This window comes from Vescimonas coprocola (assembly GCF_018408575.1).
In the GTDB taxonomy this organism is placed as follows: Bacteria; Bacillota; Clostridia; order Oscillospirales; family Oscillospiraceae; genus Vescimonas; species Vescimonas coprocola.
In genome coordinates, this window is sequence record NZ_AP023418.1 from 716,066 (window position 1) to 732,622 (window position 16,557).

General features: G+C 49.2%; 16 protein-coding genes and 3 tRNA genes. 17 read left to right on the forward strand and 2 right to left on the reverse strand.

What is annotated here, in order from left to right; all coding sequences use genetic code 11:
• Positions 1 to 129 precede the first annotated feature (129 nt).
• The 17 genes from KJS28_RS03530 (at position 130) to KJS28_RS03610 (ending at position 14,290) form a co-directional block, all read left to right on the forward strand.
• Entirely contained in the window at positions 130 to 819 is a 690-nt protein-coding gene (locus KJS28_RS03530; RefSeq protein ID WP_213541761.1) for a phosphatase PAP2 family protein, read from the forward strand.
• Positions 797 to 1,447 (forward strand): Crp/Fnr family transcriptional regulator, encoded by a 651-nt coding sequence (locus tag KJS28_RS03535; protein WP_213541762.1) that lies wholly within the window; start codon positions 797 to 799, stop codon positions 1,445 to 1,447. The genes KJS28_RS03530 and KJS28_RS03535 overlap by 23 nt, the downstream gene beginning before the upstream one ends.
• A gap of 138 nt (positions 1,448 to 1,585) precedes the next feature.
• Positions 1,586 to 2,428 (forward strand): sulfide/dihydroorotate dehydrogenase-like FAD/NAD-binding protein, encoded by an 843-nt coding sequence (locus KJS28_RS03540; protein WP_021859022.1) that lies wholly within the window; start codon positions 1,586 to 1,588, stop codon positions 2,426 to 2,428.
• Between the two features lies 1 nt (position 2,429).
• Positions 2,430 to 3,830 carry an NADPH-dependent glutamate synthase gene (gene gltA / locus KJS28_RS03545; protein ID WP_021859023.1) on the forward strand — a complete coding sequence of 467 codons (1,401 nt, stop codon included), beginning with the start codon at positions 2,430 to 2,432 and terminating at the stop codon, positions 3,828 to 3,830.
• A gap of 134 nt (positions 3,831 to 3,964) precedes the next feature.
• A complete protein-coding gene (locus KJS28_RS03550) occupies positions 3,965 to 4,342 on the forward strand; it encodes a TnpV protein (RefSeq protein WP_213541763.1) in 378 nt (125 codons plus the stop codon).
• A gap of 176 nt (positions 4,343 to 4,518) precedes the next feature.
• Positions 4,519 to 4,749 carry a helix-turn-helix domain-containing protein gene (locus tag KJS28_RS03555; RefSeq protein WP_228298432.1) on the forward strand — a complete coding sequence of 77 codons (231 nt, stop codon included), beginning with the start codon at positions 4,519 to 4,521 and terminating at the stop codon, positions 4,747 to 4,749.
• Positions 4,739 to 6,007, forward strand: a complete 1,269-nt coding sequence (locus KJS28_RS03560) for a DNA cytosine methyltransferase (RefSeq protein ID WP_228298433.1) — start codon at positions 4,739 to 4,741, stop codon at positions 6,005 to 6,007. The genes KJS28_RS03555 and KJS28_RS03560 overlap by 11 nt, the downstream gene beginning before the upstream one ends.
• Positions 6,004 to 6,948: a hypothetical protein gene (locus KJS28_RS03565; RefSeq protein ID WP_213541765.1), complete on the forward strand. Its 945-nt coding sequence runs from the start codon at positions 6,004 to 6,006 to the stop codon at positions 6,946 to 6,948. The genes KJS28_RS03560 and KJS28_RS03565 overlap by 4 nt, the downstream gene beginning before the upstream one ends.
• Positions 6,949 to 7,760: 812 nt before the next feature.
• Complete coding sequence (locus KJS28_RS03570) at positions 7,761 to 7,934, forward strand: BTB/POZ domain-containing protein (protein ID WP_213541766.1); 174 nt, start codon at positions 7,761 to 7,763, stop codon at positions 7,932 to 7,934.
• A gap of 122 nt (positions 7,935 to 8,056) precedes the next feature.
• The gene (locus KJS28_RS12430; RefSeq protein ID WP_228298434.1) at positions 8,057 to 9,748 is read left to right on the forward strand and encodes a hypothetical protein; all 1,692 of its coding nucleotides are present in this window, start codon (positions 8,057 to 8,059) and stop codon (positions 9,746 to 9,748) included.
• A gap of 34 nt (positions 9,749 to 9,782) precedes the next feature.
• Positions 9,783 to 11,537 carry a hypothetical protein gene (locus KJS28_RS12435; RefSeq protein WP_228298435.1) on the forward strand — a complete coding sequence of 585 codons (1,755 nt, stop codon included), beginning with the start codon at positions 9,783 to 9,785 and terminating at the stop codon, positions 11,535 to 11,537.
• 828 nt (positions 11,538 to 12,365) lie between these two features.
• The gene (locus KJS28_RS03585) at positions 12,366 to 12,599 is read left to right on the forward strand and encodes a hypothetical protein (protein ID WP_213541767.1); all 234 of its coding nucleotides are present in this window, start codon (positions 12,366 to 12,368) and stop codon (positions 12,597 to 12,599) included.
• A 199-nt stretch (positions 12,600 to 12,798) separates the two neighbouring features.
• Positions 12,799 to 12,885: transfer RNA gene (locus KJS28_RS03590), tRNA-Leu, on the forward strand.
• A 36-nt stretch (positions 12,886 to 12,921) separates the two neighbouring features.
• Positions 12,922 to 13,009 (forward strand) — tRNA-Leu (locus KJS28_RS03595).
• A 28-nt stretch (positions 13,010 to 13,037) separates the two neighbouring features.
• Positions 13,038 to 13,125, forward strand: a tRNA-Leu gene (locus KJS28_RS03600).
• A gap of 111 nt (positions 13,126 to 13,236) precedes the next feature.
• Positions 13,237 to 13,590 (forward strand): TfoX/Sxy family protein, encoded by a 354-nt coding sequence (locus KJS28_RS03605; RefSeq protein WP_213541768.1) that lies wholly within the window; start codon positions 13,237 to 13,239, stop codon positions 13,588 to 13,590.
• A 40-nt stretch (positions 13,591 to 13,630) separates the two neighbouring features.
• The gene (locus tag KJS28_RS03610) at positions 13,631 to 14,290 is read left to right on the forward strand and encodes a hypothetical protein (protein WP_213541769.1); all 660 of its coding nucleotides are present in this window, start codon (positions 13,631 to 13,633) and stop codon (positions 14,288 to 14,290) included.
• A 59-nt stretch (positions 14,291 to 14,349) separates the two neighbouring features.
• Here the strand turns inward: KJS28_RS03610 and KJS28_RS03615 are convergent, their stop codons facing one another.
• Together KJS28_RS03615 and KJS28_RS03620 are read right to left on the reverse strand one after the other, a co-directional pair.
• The gene (locus tag KJS28_RS03615; protein WP_213541770.1) at positions 14,350 to 15,684 is read right to left on the reverse strand and encodes a sensor histidine kinase; all 1,335 of its coding nucleotides are present in this window, start codon (positions 15,682 to 15,684) and stop codon (positions 14,350 to 14,352) included.
• Complete coding sequence (locus KJS28_RS03620; protein WP_213541771.1) at positions 15,677 to 16,354, reverse strand: response regulator transcription factor; 678 nt, start codon at positions 16,352 to 16,354, stop codon at positions 15,677 to 15,679. The genes KJS28_RS03615 and KJS28_RS03620 overlap by 8 nt, the downstream gene beginning before the upstream one ends.
• Between the last annotated feature and the right edge of the window lie 203 nt (positions 16,355 to 16,557).

Below are 16,557 nucleotides of genomic sequence, written 5' to 3' on the forward strand. Positions count from 1 at the left end.
TGCCGCCGCCGCAACCGGGAAATGGATTTGTAAAATAATTGTGACTTATATCACAGGAGCACTTCCTTTTTGGGCGGGGCTATGCTATAATGCCCCTCACGGAAAATTGTTGAAATCAGGAGGATTCTCATGCAGACCATCAAGACCTTCATCAAGGACCACCCCCATATGTGGTGGGGCTTGTATCTGCCGGTGTATCTGGGGGGCTTTTTCCTTATTGAGCACTTCATCACCGACAACTATTGGGCCACCCAGACCTTCATCGATGAATACATCCCCTTCTGCGAGTACTTTGTCATTCCCTATGACTCGTGGAGCTTTCTTCTGCTGGCGCTGGGCCTTTACCTGATCGTCAAGGATGCCGAGGGCTTCCGGCGGTATATGTGGAGCATCATGCTGACCTTCGGGTTTGCCACCATCTTCTGTGCGCTGGTACCCAACGGACAGGACCTGCGCCCGGCGGTGATGGAGCACCACAACTTCTGCACGTGGCTCCTCCAGAACACCTACAATCTGGACACCAACACCAATGTGCTGCCCAGCGTCCATGTGCTGGGGGTGCTGGACGCCCTCTATGCCGTTCACCGGACGCCGGGACTGCGGCGCACCGGATGGCGCACTTTCGCAGACATATGGGGCGTCATCATCATCTGCTCCACACTCTTTGTCAAGCAGCACGCCTTCATCGATGTGGTGGCGGGCCTGGTGGTGGGCGCCATCGCCTATGTCATCATCTATGTGATCATCGGCGGGCGGCGGGATCGCCGCATGGCGGCAGCGGGAAAGGAGGTCCCCTGTGGAGAACATACCGATCCTTGAGGGCATCAGCTCCGATGAGGTAGAGCAGATGCGGGTGTGCTTCGGCGTCCGGGAGGAGCGCTTCCGGGCCGACACTGTGATTTATGACATCAGCGAGGGCCGGGGAGAGCTGGGGCTTCTGACCGCCGGAAGCGCCGTCATCCAGCGCATCGACCGGCAGGGGGGACGCACCATTCTGGAGCATCTGCCCACAGGCAGCGTGTTCGGAGAGATGCTGATGTTCGAAAATGTGGCCGGGGACAGCATCACGGTGGTGGCGGCGGAGTCGTGCCGGGTGTGGTTCATGAGCGCCGAGCATCTGACCCGGCGATGCGAAAAGGCCTGCACCCATCACAGCCGACTGGTGGAGAATATGTTCCATATCATGACCGGCAAGGCCGCCGCCCTCTCCGAGCGGGTGGAGGTTCTGAGCCGCCGCAGCATCCGGGAGAAACTGCTGTGCTACTTCGGCCTTCAGACCGGCGGCGACGACTGCGGCAGCTTTCATCTGCCCTTTACCCTCAGTGCTCTGGCGGACTATATCTCCGCCGACCGCAGTGCCATGATGCGGGAGCTGCGGAAAATGAAGGAGGAGCATCTGGTGGATATCGACCGGGGACAGGTGACGCTGCACCATGCCCTTGCATGAAAAAGGGAAAGTGCAAGGAAATATTTGACGAACCATGGGCGGATGTGATAAGATAAGACGAGCGCACACGGGTGAGGAGTTCCGTGTGTGCCCATGGAACGTAGCAAGCCATGACTTTTGAGGAAAGAAGGAACATCCATGTATCGTATCGTAACGAAGGAAGCGCTGAAGCCCACTGTGATCCTGTACGAGATCGAGGCACCCATGGTGGCCAAGAAGGCCCAGCCCGGTCAGTTCATCATTCTGCGTGTGGACGAGAACGGCGAGCGTATCCCCATCACGATCCACGACTATGACCGTGAGAAGGGGACCGTCACCATCATCGTGCAGACCGTGGGCGCAACCACCGAGAAGCTGAGCCACAAGCAGCAGGGCGATTATCTGCATGACTTTGTGGGTCCTCTGGGCAAGCCCACCGAGACCGAGGGTAAGAAAAAGGTCTGCGTCGTCGGCGGCGGCGTGGGCTGCGCCATTGCCTACCCCGTTCTGAAGAAGTTCCACGACTGCGGCGCTGAGGTCCACGCGGTAGTGGGCTTCAAGAGCAAGGACGTGGTGATCTTGGAGGATAAGTTCAAGGCCGTATCCTCCGTGATGAAGGTCTGCACCGACGACGGCTCCTATGGCCAGAAGGGTCTTGTGACCGAGGCACTGAAGGAGCTGCTGGACGCCGGCAATCAGTATGATGAGATCTTTGCCATCGGCCCCATGGTCATGATGAAGTTCGTCTGCAAGACCACGGCCCCCTACGGCGTACCCACCACCGTCTCCATGAGCCCCATCATGATCGACGGTACCGGTATGTGCGGCGGCTGCCGTCTGACCGTGGGCGGCGAGACCAAGTTCGCCTGCGTGGATGGCCCCGACTTCGACGGTCAGCTGGTGGACTGGGATCTGGCTGTCAAGCGCAACCAGATGTATCATGATTTCGAGGTGCATAAGCACGAGGAAGTCTGCAATCTGTTCAAGCAGGAGGTAAAGTAAGATGGCTGCAAAGATCAATATGCGTTTGGATAAGAACGAAATGCCCTCTCAGGACCCCAATGTCCGGAATAAGAATTTCCTCGAGGTGGCTCTGGGCTACACCGAGGAGCAGGCTCTGGACGAGGCGGCCCGCTGCCTGAACTGCAAGAACCATCCCTGCGTCAACGGCTGCCCCGTCAACGTCCGCATCCCGGAGTTCATCGCCAAGATCGTGGAGCGGGACTATGAGGGCGCCTATCAGGTGATCCATCAGACCAGTTCCCTTCCCGCCGTCTGCGGCCGTGTCTGTCCGCAGGAGAGCCAGTGCGAGATGCACTGCGTCCGTGGCAAAAAGGGCGATCCCGTGGGCATCGGCCGTCTGGAGCGCTTTGTGGCCGACTGGCACAACGCCCACAGCACCGAGGCTCCTGAAAAGCCCCAGTCCAACGGTCACAAGGTGGCCGTGGTTGGCTCCGGCCCTGCGGGCCTGACCTGCGCCGGCGATCTGGCCAAGAAAGGCTATGAGGTCACCGTGTATGAGGCTCTGCATCTGGCCGGCGGCGTGCTGGTGTACGGCATCCCCGAGTTCCGTCTGCCCAAGAGCATCGTGCAGAAGGAAGTGGACGGCCTGAAGGCTATGGGCGTGAAGGTGGAGACCAACATCGTGGTAGGCCGCACCATCACCATCGATGAGCTGATGGAGGAGAACGGCTTCGAGGCCGTGTTCGTTGGCTCCGGCGCCGGTCTGCCCATGTTCATGCACATTCCCGGTGAGAACCTGAAGGGTGTGTATTCCGCAAACGAATTCCTGACCCGTATCAACCTGATGAAGGCCTATCGTGAGGATTCCGATACCCCCATCATGGATCTGAAGGGCAAGAAGGTGGCCGTGGTAGGCGGCGGCAACGTGGCTATGGACGCCGCCCGCTGCTCCAAGCGTCTGGGTGCTGATGTGTACGTGGTGTACCGCCGTGGTATGGAGGAGCTGCCCGCCCGTCACGAGGAGGTGGAGCACGCCATCGAGGAGGGCGTGATCTTCAAGACTCTCAATAACCCCGTTCAGATCAACGGCGACGAGCAGGACTGCGTCAAGTCCATGACCTGCGTGGAGATGGAGCTGGGTGAGCCCGATGCCTCCGGCCGCCGTCGTCCCGTGGAGAAGAAGGGCAGCGAGTTCGAGCTGGATGTGGACGCTGTCATCATGTCTCTGGGTACCACCCCCAACCCCCTGATCAAGTCCACCACCAAGGGCCTGGAGGTCAACAAGAAGGGCGGTATTATCGTCAACGAGGATGGCCTGACCTCCCGTCAGGGCGTGTATGCCGGCGGCGATGCCGTTACCGGTGCTGCCACCGTCATTCTGGCTATGGGTGCCGGTAAGCTGGGCGCCAAGTCCATCGACGAGTATCTGAGCAACAAGTAAGCGAGAGTTTACATAAAAAACAAGGACTGTCCCAAGGGAGAGGCTTCGTAAGGAAGTCCTCTCCCTTTGGCTTTTGTAATCGGCCGGAATGATTGGATTGTAGGCAAAATCAATCATAATTGGAGGATTACAAAATGGATAAGTACATTTATGACGAGAAAAACGGACTTTGGTATGAAGTGCAGGGCGATTACTATCTTCCCTGCCTGAAACTGCCTAAAGAAGAATCAAGGCATATCGGCGTATGGGGACAGCGGCATTTGCGGTATCTGAAACAGCACCGCAAGGGACTCTATTCCGAACTGCTGATAAGCGGCAAACTGAACGATTACCTTGCCGACATAAACGAGCAAGCAGAGGAAATGTTCTCTCGGCTGGTAAAACAACTTGCCGAAAAGGAGGGCGTAACGGAAGCGATCAAAGCGGAAAACCAAATGCTGTGGGTGCAGAAAATGAACAGCATCCGCAGCGCCGCTATGGAGGTTGTTTCAAACGATTTGATTTACGCATAACAAGCTATCGGAAAGGCTGCTGTCAAGCGACGGCGGCTTTTCTTTTTCGGGAAGTATTCAAGAAGTCATAAAGTTCCGTGAGTAATGGAAGAAACCGAAAATTTTTTAAGCACCGCTTGATTAAACGCGTGGTTAATACTATAATAATTCCAATATCGTGTTAGGAGGGCGTAAGAATGATGCAACTTTCCTTGGTTTTGAAAACAACTCGACAAAAAGCTTTTATGACACAAGAAGCTTTTGCAAAAGAGTTGGGAGTAACCGCTTCAACCATAAATAGATGGGAACACGGAAAAGCAAAGCCTAATTTAACTGCAATGAAAAATCTGAAACAGTTCTGTGAAAAACATAAACTCCAATACGAATCGATAGAAATTGAGTGGCTCAACGCTCAAAATGAAATGTGAGGACTATGTTGTGAATGTGTTGTCTTTATTTTCTGGGTGTGGCGGTATGGATATTGGATTTGAAGGCGGCTTTACCTGCCTCAAGCGTTCAATTAACATTAAGGTTCACCCAGATTGGATTACAGAAGAAAGCGGCAATACCGTAAGAGTGGCAGAGACAGGATTTCATACTGTTTTTGCTAATGATATTCGTCCAGATGCAAAGACGGCTTGGGTTTCTTATTTTTCCAATAGAATGAAGAATGCCAAAGAAATATATCATATTGATAGTATTGTTGATCTTGTGAAGCGTGCAAAAGATGGCGAAAAGGTTTTCCCGGACAATATTGATGTTGTTACTGGTGGATTTCCTTGTCAAGATTTTTCAATATCAGGCAAAAGAAAGGGCTTTAATTCTGAAAAGAGCCATAATGGAGGAAAATTAGAAGTTGGAGAACCTTCTGTGGAAAGTCGTGGACAACTGTATATGTGGATGCGAGATGTTGTAACGCTAACAGAACCAGCTTTGTTTATTGCCGAAAATGTAAAAGGGCTTACAAACTTAGATGATGTTAAAGAGGTCATCGAAAAAGACTTTTCAAATGCTGCAAATGGCGGATACCTTGTTGTTCCGGCAAGGGTACTTCACGCAGCAGATTATGGTGTGCCACAATCACGAGAGCGTGTGATTTTTTTTGGGTTTAAGAAGTCGGCTCTCAAAAAAAACGCATTGACGGCACTGAGGAAGAAGGATATTCCTGTTACTTATGACCCATATCCTCCAAGAACTCATTCGTTTACAACTGATGATGCTTCTTTATATCCTCCTGTAACTTGTTGTGAGGCATTTAATGGCCTGTTAGAACCCAATGAAACTAATGATCCATCCCAGAAGAAGTATTCTAAAGCAAAGTATATGGGAAAACATTGTCAGGGACAAATAGAAATAAGGCTGGACTCCATCGGACCGACAATCCGATCCGAACATCACGGCAATATTGAATATCGCCGCCTTGCTGCAGAACACGGAGGAAGCCATACAGAAGAGCTGATGGCTGGATTACAAGAGCGCAGGCTAACTGTGAGAGAATGTGCGCGCATTCAGACTTTTCCTGATGATTATCAATTTATCATTCCCAAAAGAGGAGATGTTTGCGGAGTATCCTCCAGTGATGCATATAAAATTATCGGTAATGCCGTGCCCTGTGTCCTTGCATACAATATTGCAAAACATATATCAGAAAAGTGGAGTGTTTATTTTGAGGAGGAAATGAAATGATCGTATCAGTTAATCCTCATCCGCCATTAAGCGAATTTCAGAAGCTGATGTTTCAAACTGACCGGCTTTTGAATGCCGACGCATTAAAACGACCTAAATACTATGCTACAAGAGGCGGTAATCCGCTTGAGGATGATGTGAAAGAAGCTCTTGTTGAATCGGCAAAAGGTACTGCATTCGAGAACACAATTGAAAAAATTTCTGGTCAAAGATTTCCCGATATTATTGCTGCAAAATATTACGGCGTAGAGGTGAAAAGTACCAAAGAAAATCACTGGACATCAACGGGAAGCAGTATACTTGAAACGACAAGAGTGAATGGCATTGAACGAATATATATGACTTTCGGCAAACTTGGCGGAAATCCAATAGAGTTTTTATCAAAACCTTATGAACAGTGCTTATATGGTATTGCTGTAACTCATATGCCACGCTATCTTATTGATATGAGGTTAAACCAAGGTGAAACCATTTTTGATAAAATGGGCGTTCCTTATGATGACCTAAGAAAAATGGATAATCCGATTGCTCCAGTTGCGAAATATTATCGCAGTCAACTAAAAGAGGGAGAAAGCCTATGGTGGACAGGAGACTCCTCTGATGAAACGGTATCTGCAACGATAAGACTATGGAAAAATGTATCGCCAGAAGATAAGCGAAAATACACTATCTTTGGTTGCGTGAATTATCCAGAAGTATTTGGCGGTAATTATGATAGATATGCGTTGTGGTTAACTTCACAAGGAATTGTTGACCCCCACATACGAGATCAATTTTCAGCAGGTGGACAAGAGGAAATGCTATTGTCCAATGGTAAAAAAGTGAAATTTCCAGGGGCCTATCGTAGAATAAAAAATAGTCCAGAACTCTTTTTGGAAGAATGGCTCAAAATGACCCAATGGAATTGTCAGGAAGCAAAACGCTTGATATCGAGGCGCTAAATCGCCGTCTAATGATATGGGCGGATTTGGTTTCAAGAAAATCTACTATTGATTATGGAGTATCAATGGATGCCTTAAAAACATATTTTTGGGGAATTGGTGGAGGCAATTTCCCGTGGTGGAAAGATAAAATATAATTTTTGAACGCAACATAATATTCTTTTCCGAGCAAGACAAAAGCGTCGTAGTAATACGGCGCTTTTTTGTTACCCGGAAGCGACAAACAGCGGCTTTTGAATGACGGACGATAAGGATACCGCCGTCAAAACAAAGCCGCTCATATCGAAAGAAAACGCCCAGAATCGCCCCGAAACCATACAGCGGGGTCAGGTTTTGGGCGTTTCTGCGTTTCGGGAGCAAATCGGCAATTCGACAGTGAAAAGGAGGTGGCCCCTATGCCCCGTATGCCGAAATACCTCAAGAAAGAATGGGCGTTCTTTCTTGATGAGCGTGGCAGGAAGAAATATAACGAGCTTTGCAGGAAATGCGAAAGGAGCTGCAAGCAGAAATCGAGAGATACAGGCGAAAAGACACGGCGCAGTGGATGCTATAAATGAACTGCTGATACGGTTTACCCGCTAAAGAGAAAAGTCGCTGTCAAGCGACGGCGGCTTTTCTTTTTCGGGAAGTATTCAAGAAGTCATAAAGTTCCGTGAGTAATGGAAGAAGGCAATACTTTGAGAAAAAAGAGAGTAATATTCTAAAAACTACTTGAGATTTTGGGGAAAATCTGCTAAAATACCTTTGTATATCTATGGGGTAGGGGAAGTCATATCCTTTTGTCTTAGAAATTATGGAAGGAGGACTTGACTATGGCAAATGGAAATGCGCCGATTATTATCGGCTCGGCTCGGCAGGAGCATAGCGCCGTTTTTTCAGCGTGTCAAGTCTTATTTCATACAATTTATAACGAACCAGTTGCCGGAGACAGGGCGCATTGTGCCTTGGCTTCGGCTTTTGCGTTTGCCGGAAGGGTGGTGGTTTGATATTGAAGTTCTAACCACGACCGGCAAATCTATCTTTTCCGGTTAAACCTTCTGTCTTCTCCGGCGTGTCCGCTGTCGGAGAAAGTAAAAATAGCGGATAGAATTATTTGGGAGGAATGAAAATGAAGAAGAAACTTCTAAGCCTTCTGCTTGCGTTGTGTCTTGTGATGGCGCTTGTCCCGATGACAGCGTTTGCGGCAGGCACCACAGACTCTTGGGATGGGACAGCCGATACAAGCTGGTATGATGAGAATGAAACGGAATTTCATCTGCAAACAGCCGAGCAGTTGGCAGGCATGGCAAAGCTTATCAATGATGATACAGCATATTTTAAGGACAAAACTGTTTATCTTGATAATGACTTGGATTTAGGCGGGCATGAATGGATCTCTATCGGTGACGGAGCAAATACGGATGTGGGATCATTTCAGGGGGTTTTTGACGGACAAAGCCATGTAGTTTATAACCTGTATTCTCATGAGGGCCTAAAATCTGAAAACAAAGACAATAACAATAACTTGTATAGAAATGGTTTGTTCGGAAGTATATATAATGCGACTGTAAAAAATCTCGGCATTGAAAATGCGGATATCGTGATACCAATGAAAGATGGATCCACTTACGGAAAAGGTATTTTGGTGGACTGGATGACCCATTCCACTATAAATAATTGTTATACTACTGGTTCTATTACTGGAGGCTCTTATGTAGAAAAATACATAGGTGGTATTGCAGGATTTTTAAATGGGAACAACAGTATCAGCCAGTGTTATTCTACCGCTGCAATTACGGGTAACTATGACGGCGAGTACTATGCAGAACAAGAAGGCGGGTTAGAGCCGATGGATTGTTGGGATTCGCTGGGTGGCATTGTTGGAGCCTCATATACTGGTCAGGTGACAATAAGCGACTGTTGGTTTGGCGGAGAAATCGTTGTAAACTCCATTCAGGCTCCCGTTGGCGGTATTATCGGATATGGCAAAGGTGTAAGCATGGTCAACTGCCTTGTCGCTACAAAAGAAATCGGCAACGATGGCTGGGAAAATACTTACTGGCTTGGTTATGTCGTAGATGTATCAGCAGAAAATTGTTTCTGGCCTGCTGATGACAGATATGGTTCAAATGTTTCTAATGAAGAAAGCGGCAACTCAGCAGGAACCGCTACCAACGACTTTAACTCTGACGATGTTCTCCTAGGACTTCAGGCAAATGCAGGAAGCGATGTAGAGTGGGTATCCGGGATTGGACATCCGACATTTGGATGGGATGACAGAAATGTTTCCGCTGACTATTCGACAGTTGACGAAGCAATCAAAAAGGCAGAAGCCTTGAATGCGGATCTGTATTCGAATTATTCGGATGTAACGGCTGCAATTGAGGCTGTGGATCGGAATAAAAGCAAAGCGGAACAATCTGAGGTAGATGCAATGGCAAAAGCTATCGAGGATGCCATTGCTGCCCTGCAATACAAGGATGCAGATTACACAAAGGTTGATGCAGCCATTGCCAAGGCAAATGCTTTGAAGAAGGATGACTACAAGGATTTCTCTGGTGTGGAAACCGCTGTCAAAGCTGTTGTCCGTGGTAAAAATATTACGGAGCAATCTGAAGTAGACAAGATGGCAAAGGCTATCGAAGATGCCATTGCTGCTCTTGAGAAAAAACCTGCCAGCACCAAGCCGGGAACATCCGATAAGAGTCCCCAGACCGGCGATACAAGCAACCTTGCTTTGTGGATCGCCCTGTTGTTCGTCAGCGGCGGTGCAGCCATTGGCACAACGGTTGTCAGCAGGAAGAAAAAGTACAACAGATAATGGAATAGCGTTCCCTTATTTTGGAGGAATGAAAATGAAGAAGAAAATTCTAAGCCTTCTGCTTGCATTGTGCCTTGTGATGGCACTTGTTCCAATGACAGCGTTTGCTGAAGGAACTTCAGTAGATAATTGGGACGGTACGGCAGATATAAGCTGGTACACCGACCATAAGACGGATACTGAATACCATTTCACCACTGCCGAACAGTTGGCCGGTTTAGCGCAGTTAGTCAATGACAAAACTGCATCTGTATCATTTGAAGGGAAAACGATTTACTTAGATAATGACCTCGACTTATCCGGCTGCCAGTGGACCCCCATTGGAAATGGCAGCAACTTTGGCAGATATTTTGCTGGTACTTTTGATGGGCAGTATCACAAAATCACGAATTTGCATCATCACTCTACTGGTGACGAACTTATTCGAAACGGACTATTCGGAGTTGTTTCTGACGGTGGTACATTAAAGAATTTACTTGTTATAGACGCTGATATTGCCTCAAATGATGGTTCGTTACTTGCCGGCATTTTGGCAGATTGGGTCGATGGCGGCACAGTTGAAAACTGCTATACAAGCGGAAAGATAGAAAACAATGTTGGCGACAAGATGGTCGGCGGACTGATTGGCCAATGCACTGGGAGCACACAAGTAAAAGGCTGCGGCTCAGACGCCACGGTTATCAGTACAGAATCCGATGAAGATCATGTTGATACCGTTGGCGGGCTGATTGGTCAGTGGGAAAACTCTGCGGACAGCTCGTCGATTACCGATTGTTGGTTTGGCGGTTCTGTTTCCTGCAAAAATATCTATTCAGCTGTAGGTGGTATTCTCGGTGCAAACTTTGAAAACTTCTCTGGGAACAGGCCTGGCGTAATAATCAAAAATTGCATAGTTGCAACAAAAAACATCACTGGCGCTGAGCCTGGCAATATCACTTGGATTACAGCTGTTGTAAAGCCCCATGTTACCGACTGCATTTGGCCGGATACCCCTCCTGATGGTGTAACGCTTGATGAAGAAAAATATCCTGATAATAAAGGCAATTACTTAGCCGTTACTAAGCTGGTGGTTGATTGGGATGCAGGTACTGCGGGTGCCGACCCGACCTTTGACCAGTCATCGTGCGGCACTGCTGTCTCCAACTTCACCTCCGCAGATGTCCTTGCTGGCTTGCAAACCAATGCCGGTGCGGACGTTGAATGGGTTGCCGGAATCGGTCATCCAACTTTTGTGTGGGATGACAATAACATCCCCGCTGATTACACAGCTGTCGATGCAGCCATCGCAAGGGCAACGGCTCTTGATAGCAGCCTTTATACAAATTATTCTGCGGTAGAAGATTCCATTAACTCTGTTGACCGAGCAAAAAGCAAAGCCCAGCAAACAGAGGTAGACGCTATGGCAAAGGCTATTGAAGATGCCATTGCTGCCCTGCAATACAAGGATGCAGATTACACAAAGGTAGATGCAGCCATTGCCAAAGCGAACGCTTTGAAGAAGGATGACTACAAGGATTTCTCCGGTGTGGAAGCTGCTGTCAAGGCTGTTGTCCGTGGTAAAAATATTACGGAGCAATCTGAAGTAGACAAGATGGCAAAGGCTATCGAAGATGCCATTGCTGCTCTTGAGAAAAAACCTGCCAGTACCAAACCGGGAACATCCGATAAGAGTCCGCAGACCGGCGATACCAGCAACCTTGCTTTGTGGATGGCCCTGCTGTTTGTCAGCAGCGGTGCAGCCATTGGCACAACGGTTGTCAGCAGGAAGAAAAAGTATAGCGTAAAGTAAAATCAAATGTTTAACCCAAGGGCGGCTGTCGGAAACGGCAGCCGTCTTTCCTGTCACAATATACCGAAAAAGATTGACGAACAAGTGTTCTGTATGATATAATCTATATGCTCTCATTAGAGGGCCACAACTGAATATCTGAGTGAAACACAAGGCAGCCGCCGAAAGAGATTGTGGCTGCGCCGCTCCTGATGCAGTGTCTGCCTGCGGGGCGAAAAAAGCAGACACTGAAGGTTTCTGAATTTCAGAGCCGGTACATAGTTTCATCAAAGATATAGCGAGAGATCATCTCCCGCTGATTTGATGTGCTGTGTACCGACTCTTTTTGCCGTTATAGATACCGTTCAAACAATTTTGCAGAGGGGGTTAATTTCTGGCCCTTCTCGCTGCCTACCTATTGAGGGGTAAATTGAAAACTGAATGACCGTCCGAATGGGATATGATTCTGCCACGACCTCCCCGATGGGGGCAAGCAGAACAACGCTGCGGTGAGATTCCGGGGCAGGGATAGAAAAACGCCATTCGGGTGAAGCGGCAAACAATCCGCAAATTTTTCAAGAAACAGTTCCGTTTTACACCCGTGATTTCTCCTATTTGTGAGGAAGTCGTTTGACGGTCAAGACTGTAATTTTTCGCAGATTTCTTTTTGTGGGAGCGCCAAACGGCCTCCGCATCGTCTGCGGCGTTTCTATTAGAAAATCCGTGAATTCTGCCGGTCTTGAACAGGACTTTTTCCGGCAAAAACAGGCCTTTTACTTATGTTGTGATTACCGGTACCATGACCCAAAATGCGATTACGATTAAAGCGGATGGGGGAAAACGGAGCTGGTGACACTTTTCAATGTGGACATTCAAATGAGCAGCGGCTCTGCAATCAAAACGACAGGGCAGGGTGCGGTAACGCTGGAATTGAATGGCACAAATATAGCGAAAAGCAATACCGGCGGTGCCGGTATTCAGAAGATGAATATAGATTGGCTCGTTATTCAGGATAATAGCACGCCTGACGGCAGTTTGACTGCCGCAGGAGGGGACTACACGGCAGACATCGGAGGCAGTTAAGAGGTGCCGATACAAATACCTTTTCTTCCATTGGATGTACCTCCATATCTTCTGGGTCTTGATCCGACCCTGTATTTCGACAGGTCCCACCTGTCAAAATACATATTACAACTTGCCAAAATAAAAAAGTTGGGAAAAGCTCTTGACAAAATCGAACAAAATGATATAATAAACAAGTCGCCGGTTGAGGGACTCATTTGCGAGTGTGCTGGAATAGGCAGACAGGCAAGCTTGAGGTGCTTGTGTTCGATTGGACGTGTGGGTTCAAGTCCCATCACTCGCACCATCCCTCTCCTGCGGTGAAAAAAAGAAGAACGGATATGCGCGAGTGGTGGAATTGGCAGACTCGCTAGATTCAGGTTCTAGTGCTCATTACGGGCGTGCGGGTTCAAGTCCCGCCTCGCGCACCATTCTTTTTTTCAAACTTCATATGGATATGCGCGAGTGGTGGAATTGGCAGACTCGCTAGATTCAGGTTCTAGTGCTCATTACGGGCGTGCGGGTTCAAGTCCCGCCTCGCGCACCAAGGTTCCGCTGTAATTTTGATAAAATTACAGCGGAATTTTTTGCTATTTATTGCTTGGCAGGCTGCATGATGATAGAATAATCTTGACCAATCGGGATTTGAGGTGGAAATATGGCATCAAGCAAGGAATACTTAGAGTTTATTTTAGGGCAGCTATCTGAGTTAGAAGAAATTACTTATCGAGCTATGATGGGAGAATTTATTATTTATTATCGTGGCAAGATTGCAGGCGGTATCTATGACGATAGATTACTTGTTAAACCAGTAAAATCAGCAATTAGTTATATGCCGACAGCTCCGTATGAATTACCCTATGAAGGAGCAAAAGAGATGCTGTTGGTAAATGAAGTTGATAATAAGAGATTTTTGACAGGCTTGTTTCATGCGATGTGTGATGAACTGCCAGCCCAAAAGCCGAAAAAAATGAACAACTTCCAATTTGTCGAACTGATAAAATCCCTTTAGAAACCAATAGATCGGCGTTTGTTTGTAAGGATAGTGAAATATGGAGATCACAGCTTTAGATATTGTAAATAAAGCAATAGAACTCGGCTTTGACAAGTGCGGTATTATTCCGGTTCAAATGATGCGTGATTATGAGGTGAGACTCGAAGAGCGCATGGAGCACTTTCCGCAAACGAAGGATAAATATGAGTCGTTTAGAAGTTTTGCACACTTACAAAACGATTACTCTTTGGCAAAGGCAATTGTCGTTGTGTCATTTTGGTATGGGAAATACTATATTCCAAACAATCTGCAAAATTATGTTGCAAAATACTATTTGACAGATGGAAGAAGAAATCCAAATTCAGAAGGATATCAAACCAGCACACGTTTTGAAAAATATCTTATGGATTGTGGTTTTCAAACAGCAACTGACCGTGATTTTGGTATTACTGCGCTGCGGTGGGCAGGAATGAAGGCAGGAATCGGAATCATACGCAAAAACAATTTTTTCTACACGGAAAAAGGCTCTTATCAATATCTGGAAGCTTTTTTGATTGACCAGCCGTTGCAATATATACCGCTACCATCGACTGCACCAACTGCACCTTCTTCCACAATGGTACGCAGGTCAGCGGTGAAGCACTGGACAACTACTTTAATGTGTCTGGCGCTTACACCGATCACATCACCATCCACTGATCGCTGTAAAAGCGCTTGAAAGTCAACAAAAAGGACCTCTCCGCCGCATGACGGAGAGGTCCTTTTTTGTTTCGTCGCTCACACCTCCTGCTGGGGCAGGATGGGGAAACGAAGGGTCACGGAGAAGAGACTGCCCTGAGTCCGGTGGGAGATGCTGCCGCCCATGGCACCCATGACGTCCTCGCAGATGGCCAGCCCGTAGCCGCTGTCGGCTGCGGCGGTCTTTACGGTCTTGCGGAGAATGGCGTTGCGCTCCTCCAGCACCAGATATCCCTCGGCGGCAGAGACGGTGAGAACCACGGGCTTTTCCGGGGCGCCGTGCTTGGCGATGTTGGAGCAAATGTTGTCGATCAGGCGCATCAGCAGAGTGACATTGGCCCGCATCCGGAAGGGCTGGGAGACGAAGCTAGTGTACTCCAGCCGGAAGCGGTTGCTGGTCAGGAAGCTGGTGATGTTGGAGATCACCTGCCGCAGCAGCTCCTGCCCGTCGTAGGTATCCAGCGGCAGGGTGCGGCAATTCTCCTCGAAGGTGAAGAGGTCATCGGTGAGACGGCGGATGTGGTTGGTCTTTTCCAGCGCCCGGTCGATGAACAGCTGGGCGCTCTCCTGACTGCCTGCGTAGCCCTTGGAGAGAAGCTCCAGATAGCCGATGACCACCGTCAGGGGCGTCCGGATATCGTGGGCGATGGATTTGACGAACTGCTCCTTCTGTTTGAGCTTGGCGTCCTCCGTCAGCAGCAGCAGCTGGATGGTGTCCCCCAGATGGTTGATGTTGGCCGCCAGCGTGGACAGCTCCGTTTTGTAGCGGATGGGGATCTGCTGGCTGAAATTCTTGTTGCACAGGGAGGAGACGTTCTGCTCCATCTCACCGATGTACCGGATGTACTTTTGGAAGAGAAGGAAGAAGGCCGTCACGAAGGAAGCTACGAACAGCACACCGCAGATGGCCTTTCGCAGGGAGGTATAGGCCTGATCGAAATAGCCGCTGAAATAGACCTTGCAGGTCTCGTCCTCCAGTTGCAATTGGTACTCATAGGTGGGGAGAACCTTGGAGCCCCAGAAGAAGGTCTGGCTGTCCTCCTCGGTGTAGGTCATATTGTAGGAGACGAAGGAGTTGTAGCACAGGCCTTCATTCTGTCGGATGACCATGAGGGAGACATAGTGGTATTTGTCGTTCCATTGGGTGAAGGGCTTGCCGTCGGTGCTGACAATATGGTTTTCCGTGGCAAAATCCTGGAGGTCTGCAAAATGCTCGTCGGACAGGCGCTGGAACACCTCCGGCTGCATGGCGTAGTATTGGAAAAAAGCCTTGAGGGCCCCGTTGGCGGCGGTGTACACCACGGCGCTGATGGCGGCGGCCAGCAGGATCCCCAGCAGGATGCGGGTGCTGAGCCGGTGAAACAGTTTATTCAATGTAGTAGCCCTTTCCCCATGCGGTTTTCAGGATGGTGGGATGCTTGCAGTCCTGCTCCAGCTTGCGCCGCAGCTTATAGATGTGGACCATGACGATGTTGTTGGCGCTGTAACTGTACGGCTCTGTCCAGATGGCCTCGTAGATCTCCGAAATGGACAGCACCTGTCCCCGACGCTTGAGAAAGAGGTGGAGAATTTCATACTCCGTGTAGGACAGCTTGACGGTCTGACCGTTGACAATGACCTCGTTGTCCATGCCCAGCACCAGCTGCTCCTTCTCCGGCTCTGTGTGCCCCGGCCCCTGATAGACGGTGTAGCGCCGCAGCAGGGAGCGGACCCGTGCAATGAGCTCCGCCGCCGAAAAGGGCTTGCAGAGATAGTCGTCGCCCCCGGCTATCAGGGCCGCCACCTTTTCCGTCTCCCCGGACATGGCGGAGAGAAACAGAATGGGGGCATAGCTGCTCTGCCGGATGAGGCGGCAGGTGTCGAAGCCGTTCAGGCCCTCCATCATGATATCCAGAATGACCAGCTCCACAGTGCCGTCCAGCCGCTCCAGCGCCTCTTCGCCGCTTCCGGCCACCGCCGTGTCGTAGCCCTCGCCCTCCAGCAGCAGCTGGATGATCTGGGTGATGTCTCTGTCGTCATCGACGATCAAAATTTTCCCTGCCATAGTCCACCGCTCCTCTGTTGATCGTGCCGGGTTTTGGTACATTATCTCATAGAACTTTGGTGAAAAGACCGGATGTTAAGAAATGTAAGATTTGCATGAAAATCATTATGATTCTTACGCTTCCCCCGACGGGGCAGAAAAACGTCTTATAATCAGTATAGACCTCGTACCCCGCAATATCAACCATGAAGAGAGGAAAAAGC

What these genes read in the sequence shown, in the direction of transcription:
- KJS28_RS03530 (WP_213541761.1), top strand. Translation starts at nt 130, where the DNA reads ATGCAGACCATCAAGACCTTCATCAAGGACCACCCCCATATGTGGTGG.
- KJS28_RS03540 (WP_021859022.1), top strand. Translation starts at nt 1,586, where the DNA reads ATGTATCGTATCGTAACGAAGGAAGCGCTGAAGCCCACTGTGATCCTG.
- gltA (WP_021859023.1), top strand. Translation starts at nt 2,430, where the DNA reads ATGGCTGCAAAGATCAATATGCGTTTGGATAAGAACGAAATGCCCTCT.
- KJS28_RS03550 (WP_213541763.1), top strand. Translation starts at nt 3,965, where the DNA reads ATGGATAAGTACATTTATGACGAGAAAAACGGACTTTGGTATGAAGTG.
- KJS28_RS03555 (WP_228298432.1), top strand. Translation starts at nt 4,519, where the DNA reads ATGATGCAACTTTCCTTGGTTTTGAAAACAACTCGACAAAAAGCTTTT.
- KJS28_RS03560 (WP_228298433.1), top strand. Translation starts at nt 4,739, where the DNA reads ATGAAATGTGAGGACTATGTTGTGAATGTGTTGTCTTTATTTTCTGGG.
- KJS28_RS03565 (WP_213541765.1), top strand. Translation starts at nt 6,004, where the DNA reads ATGATCGTATCAGTTAATCCTCATCCGCCATTAAGCGAATTTCAGAAG.
- KJS28_RS03570 (WP_213541766.1), top strand. Translation starts at nt 7,761, where the DNA reads ATGGCAAATGGAAATGCGCCGATTATTATCGGCTCGGCTCGGCAGGAG.
- KJS28_RS12430 (WP_228298434.1), top strand. Translation starts at nt 8,057, where the DNA reads ATGAAGAAGAAACTTCTAAGCCTTCTGCTTGCGTTGTGTCTTGTGATG.
- KJS28_RS12435 (WP_228298435.1), top strand. Translation starts at nt 9,783, where the DNA reads ATGAAGAAGAAAATTCTAAGCCTTCTGCTTGCATTGTGCCTTGTGATG.
- KJS28_RS03605 (WP_213541768.1), top strand. Translation starts at nt 13,237, where the DNA reads ATGGCATCAAGCAAGGAATACTTAGAGTTTATTTTAGGGCAGCTATCT.
- KJS28_RS03610 (WP_213541769.1), top strand. Translation starts at nt 13,631, where the DNA reads ATGGAGATCACAGCTTTAGATATTGTAAATAAAGCAATAGAACTCGGC.
- KJS28_RS03620 (WP_213541771.1), bottom strand. Translation starts at nt 16,354, where the DNA reads ATGGCAGGGAAAATTTTGATCGTCGATGACGACAGAGACATCACCCAG.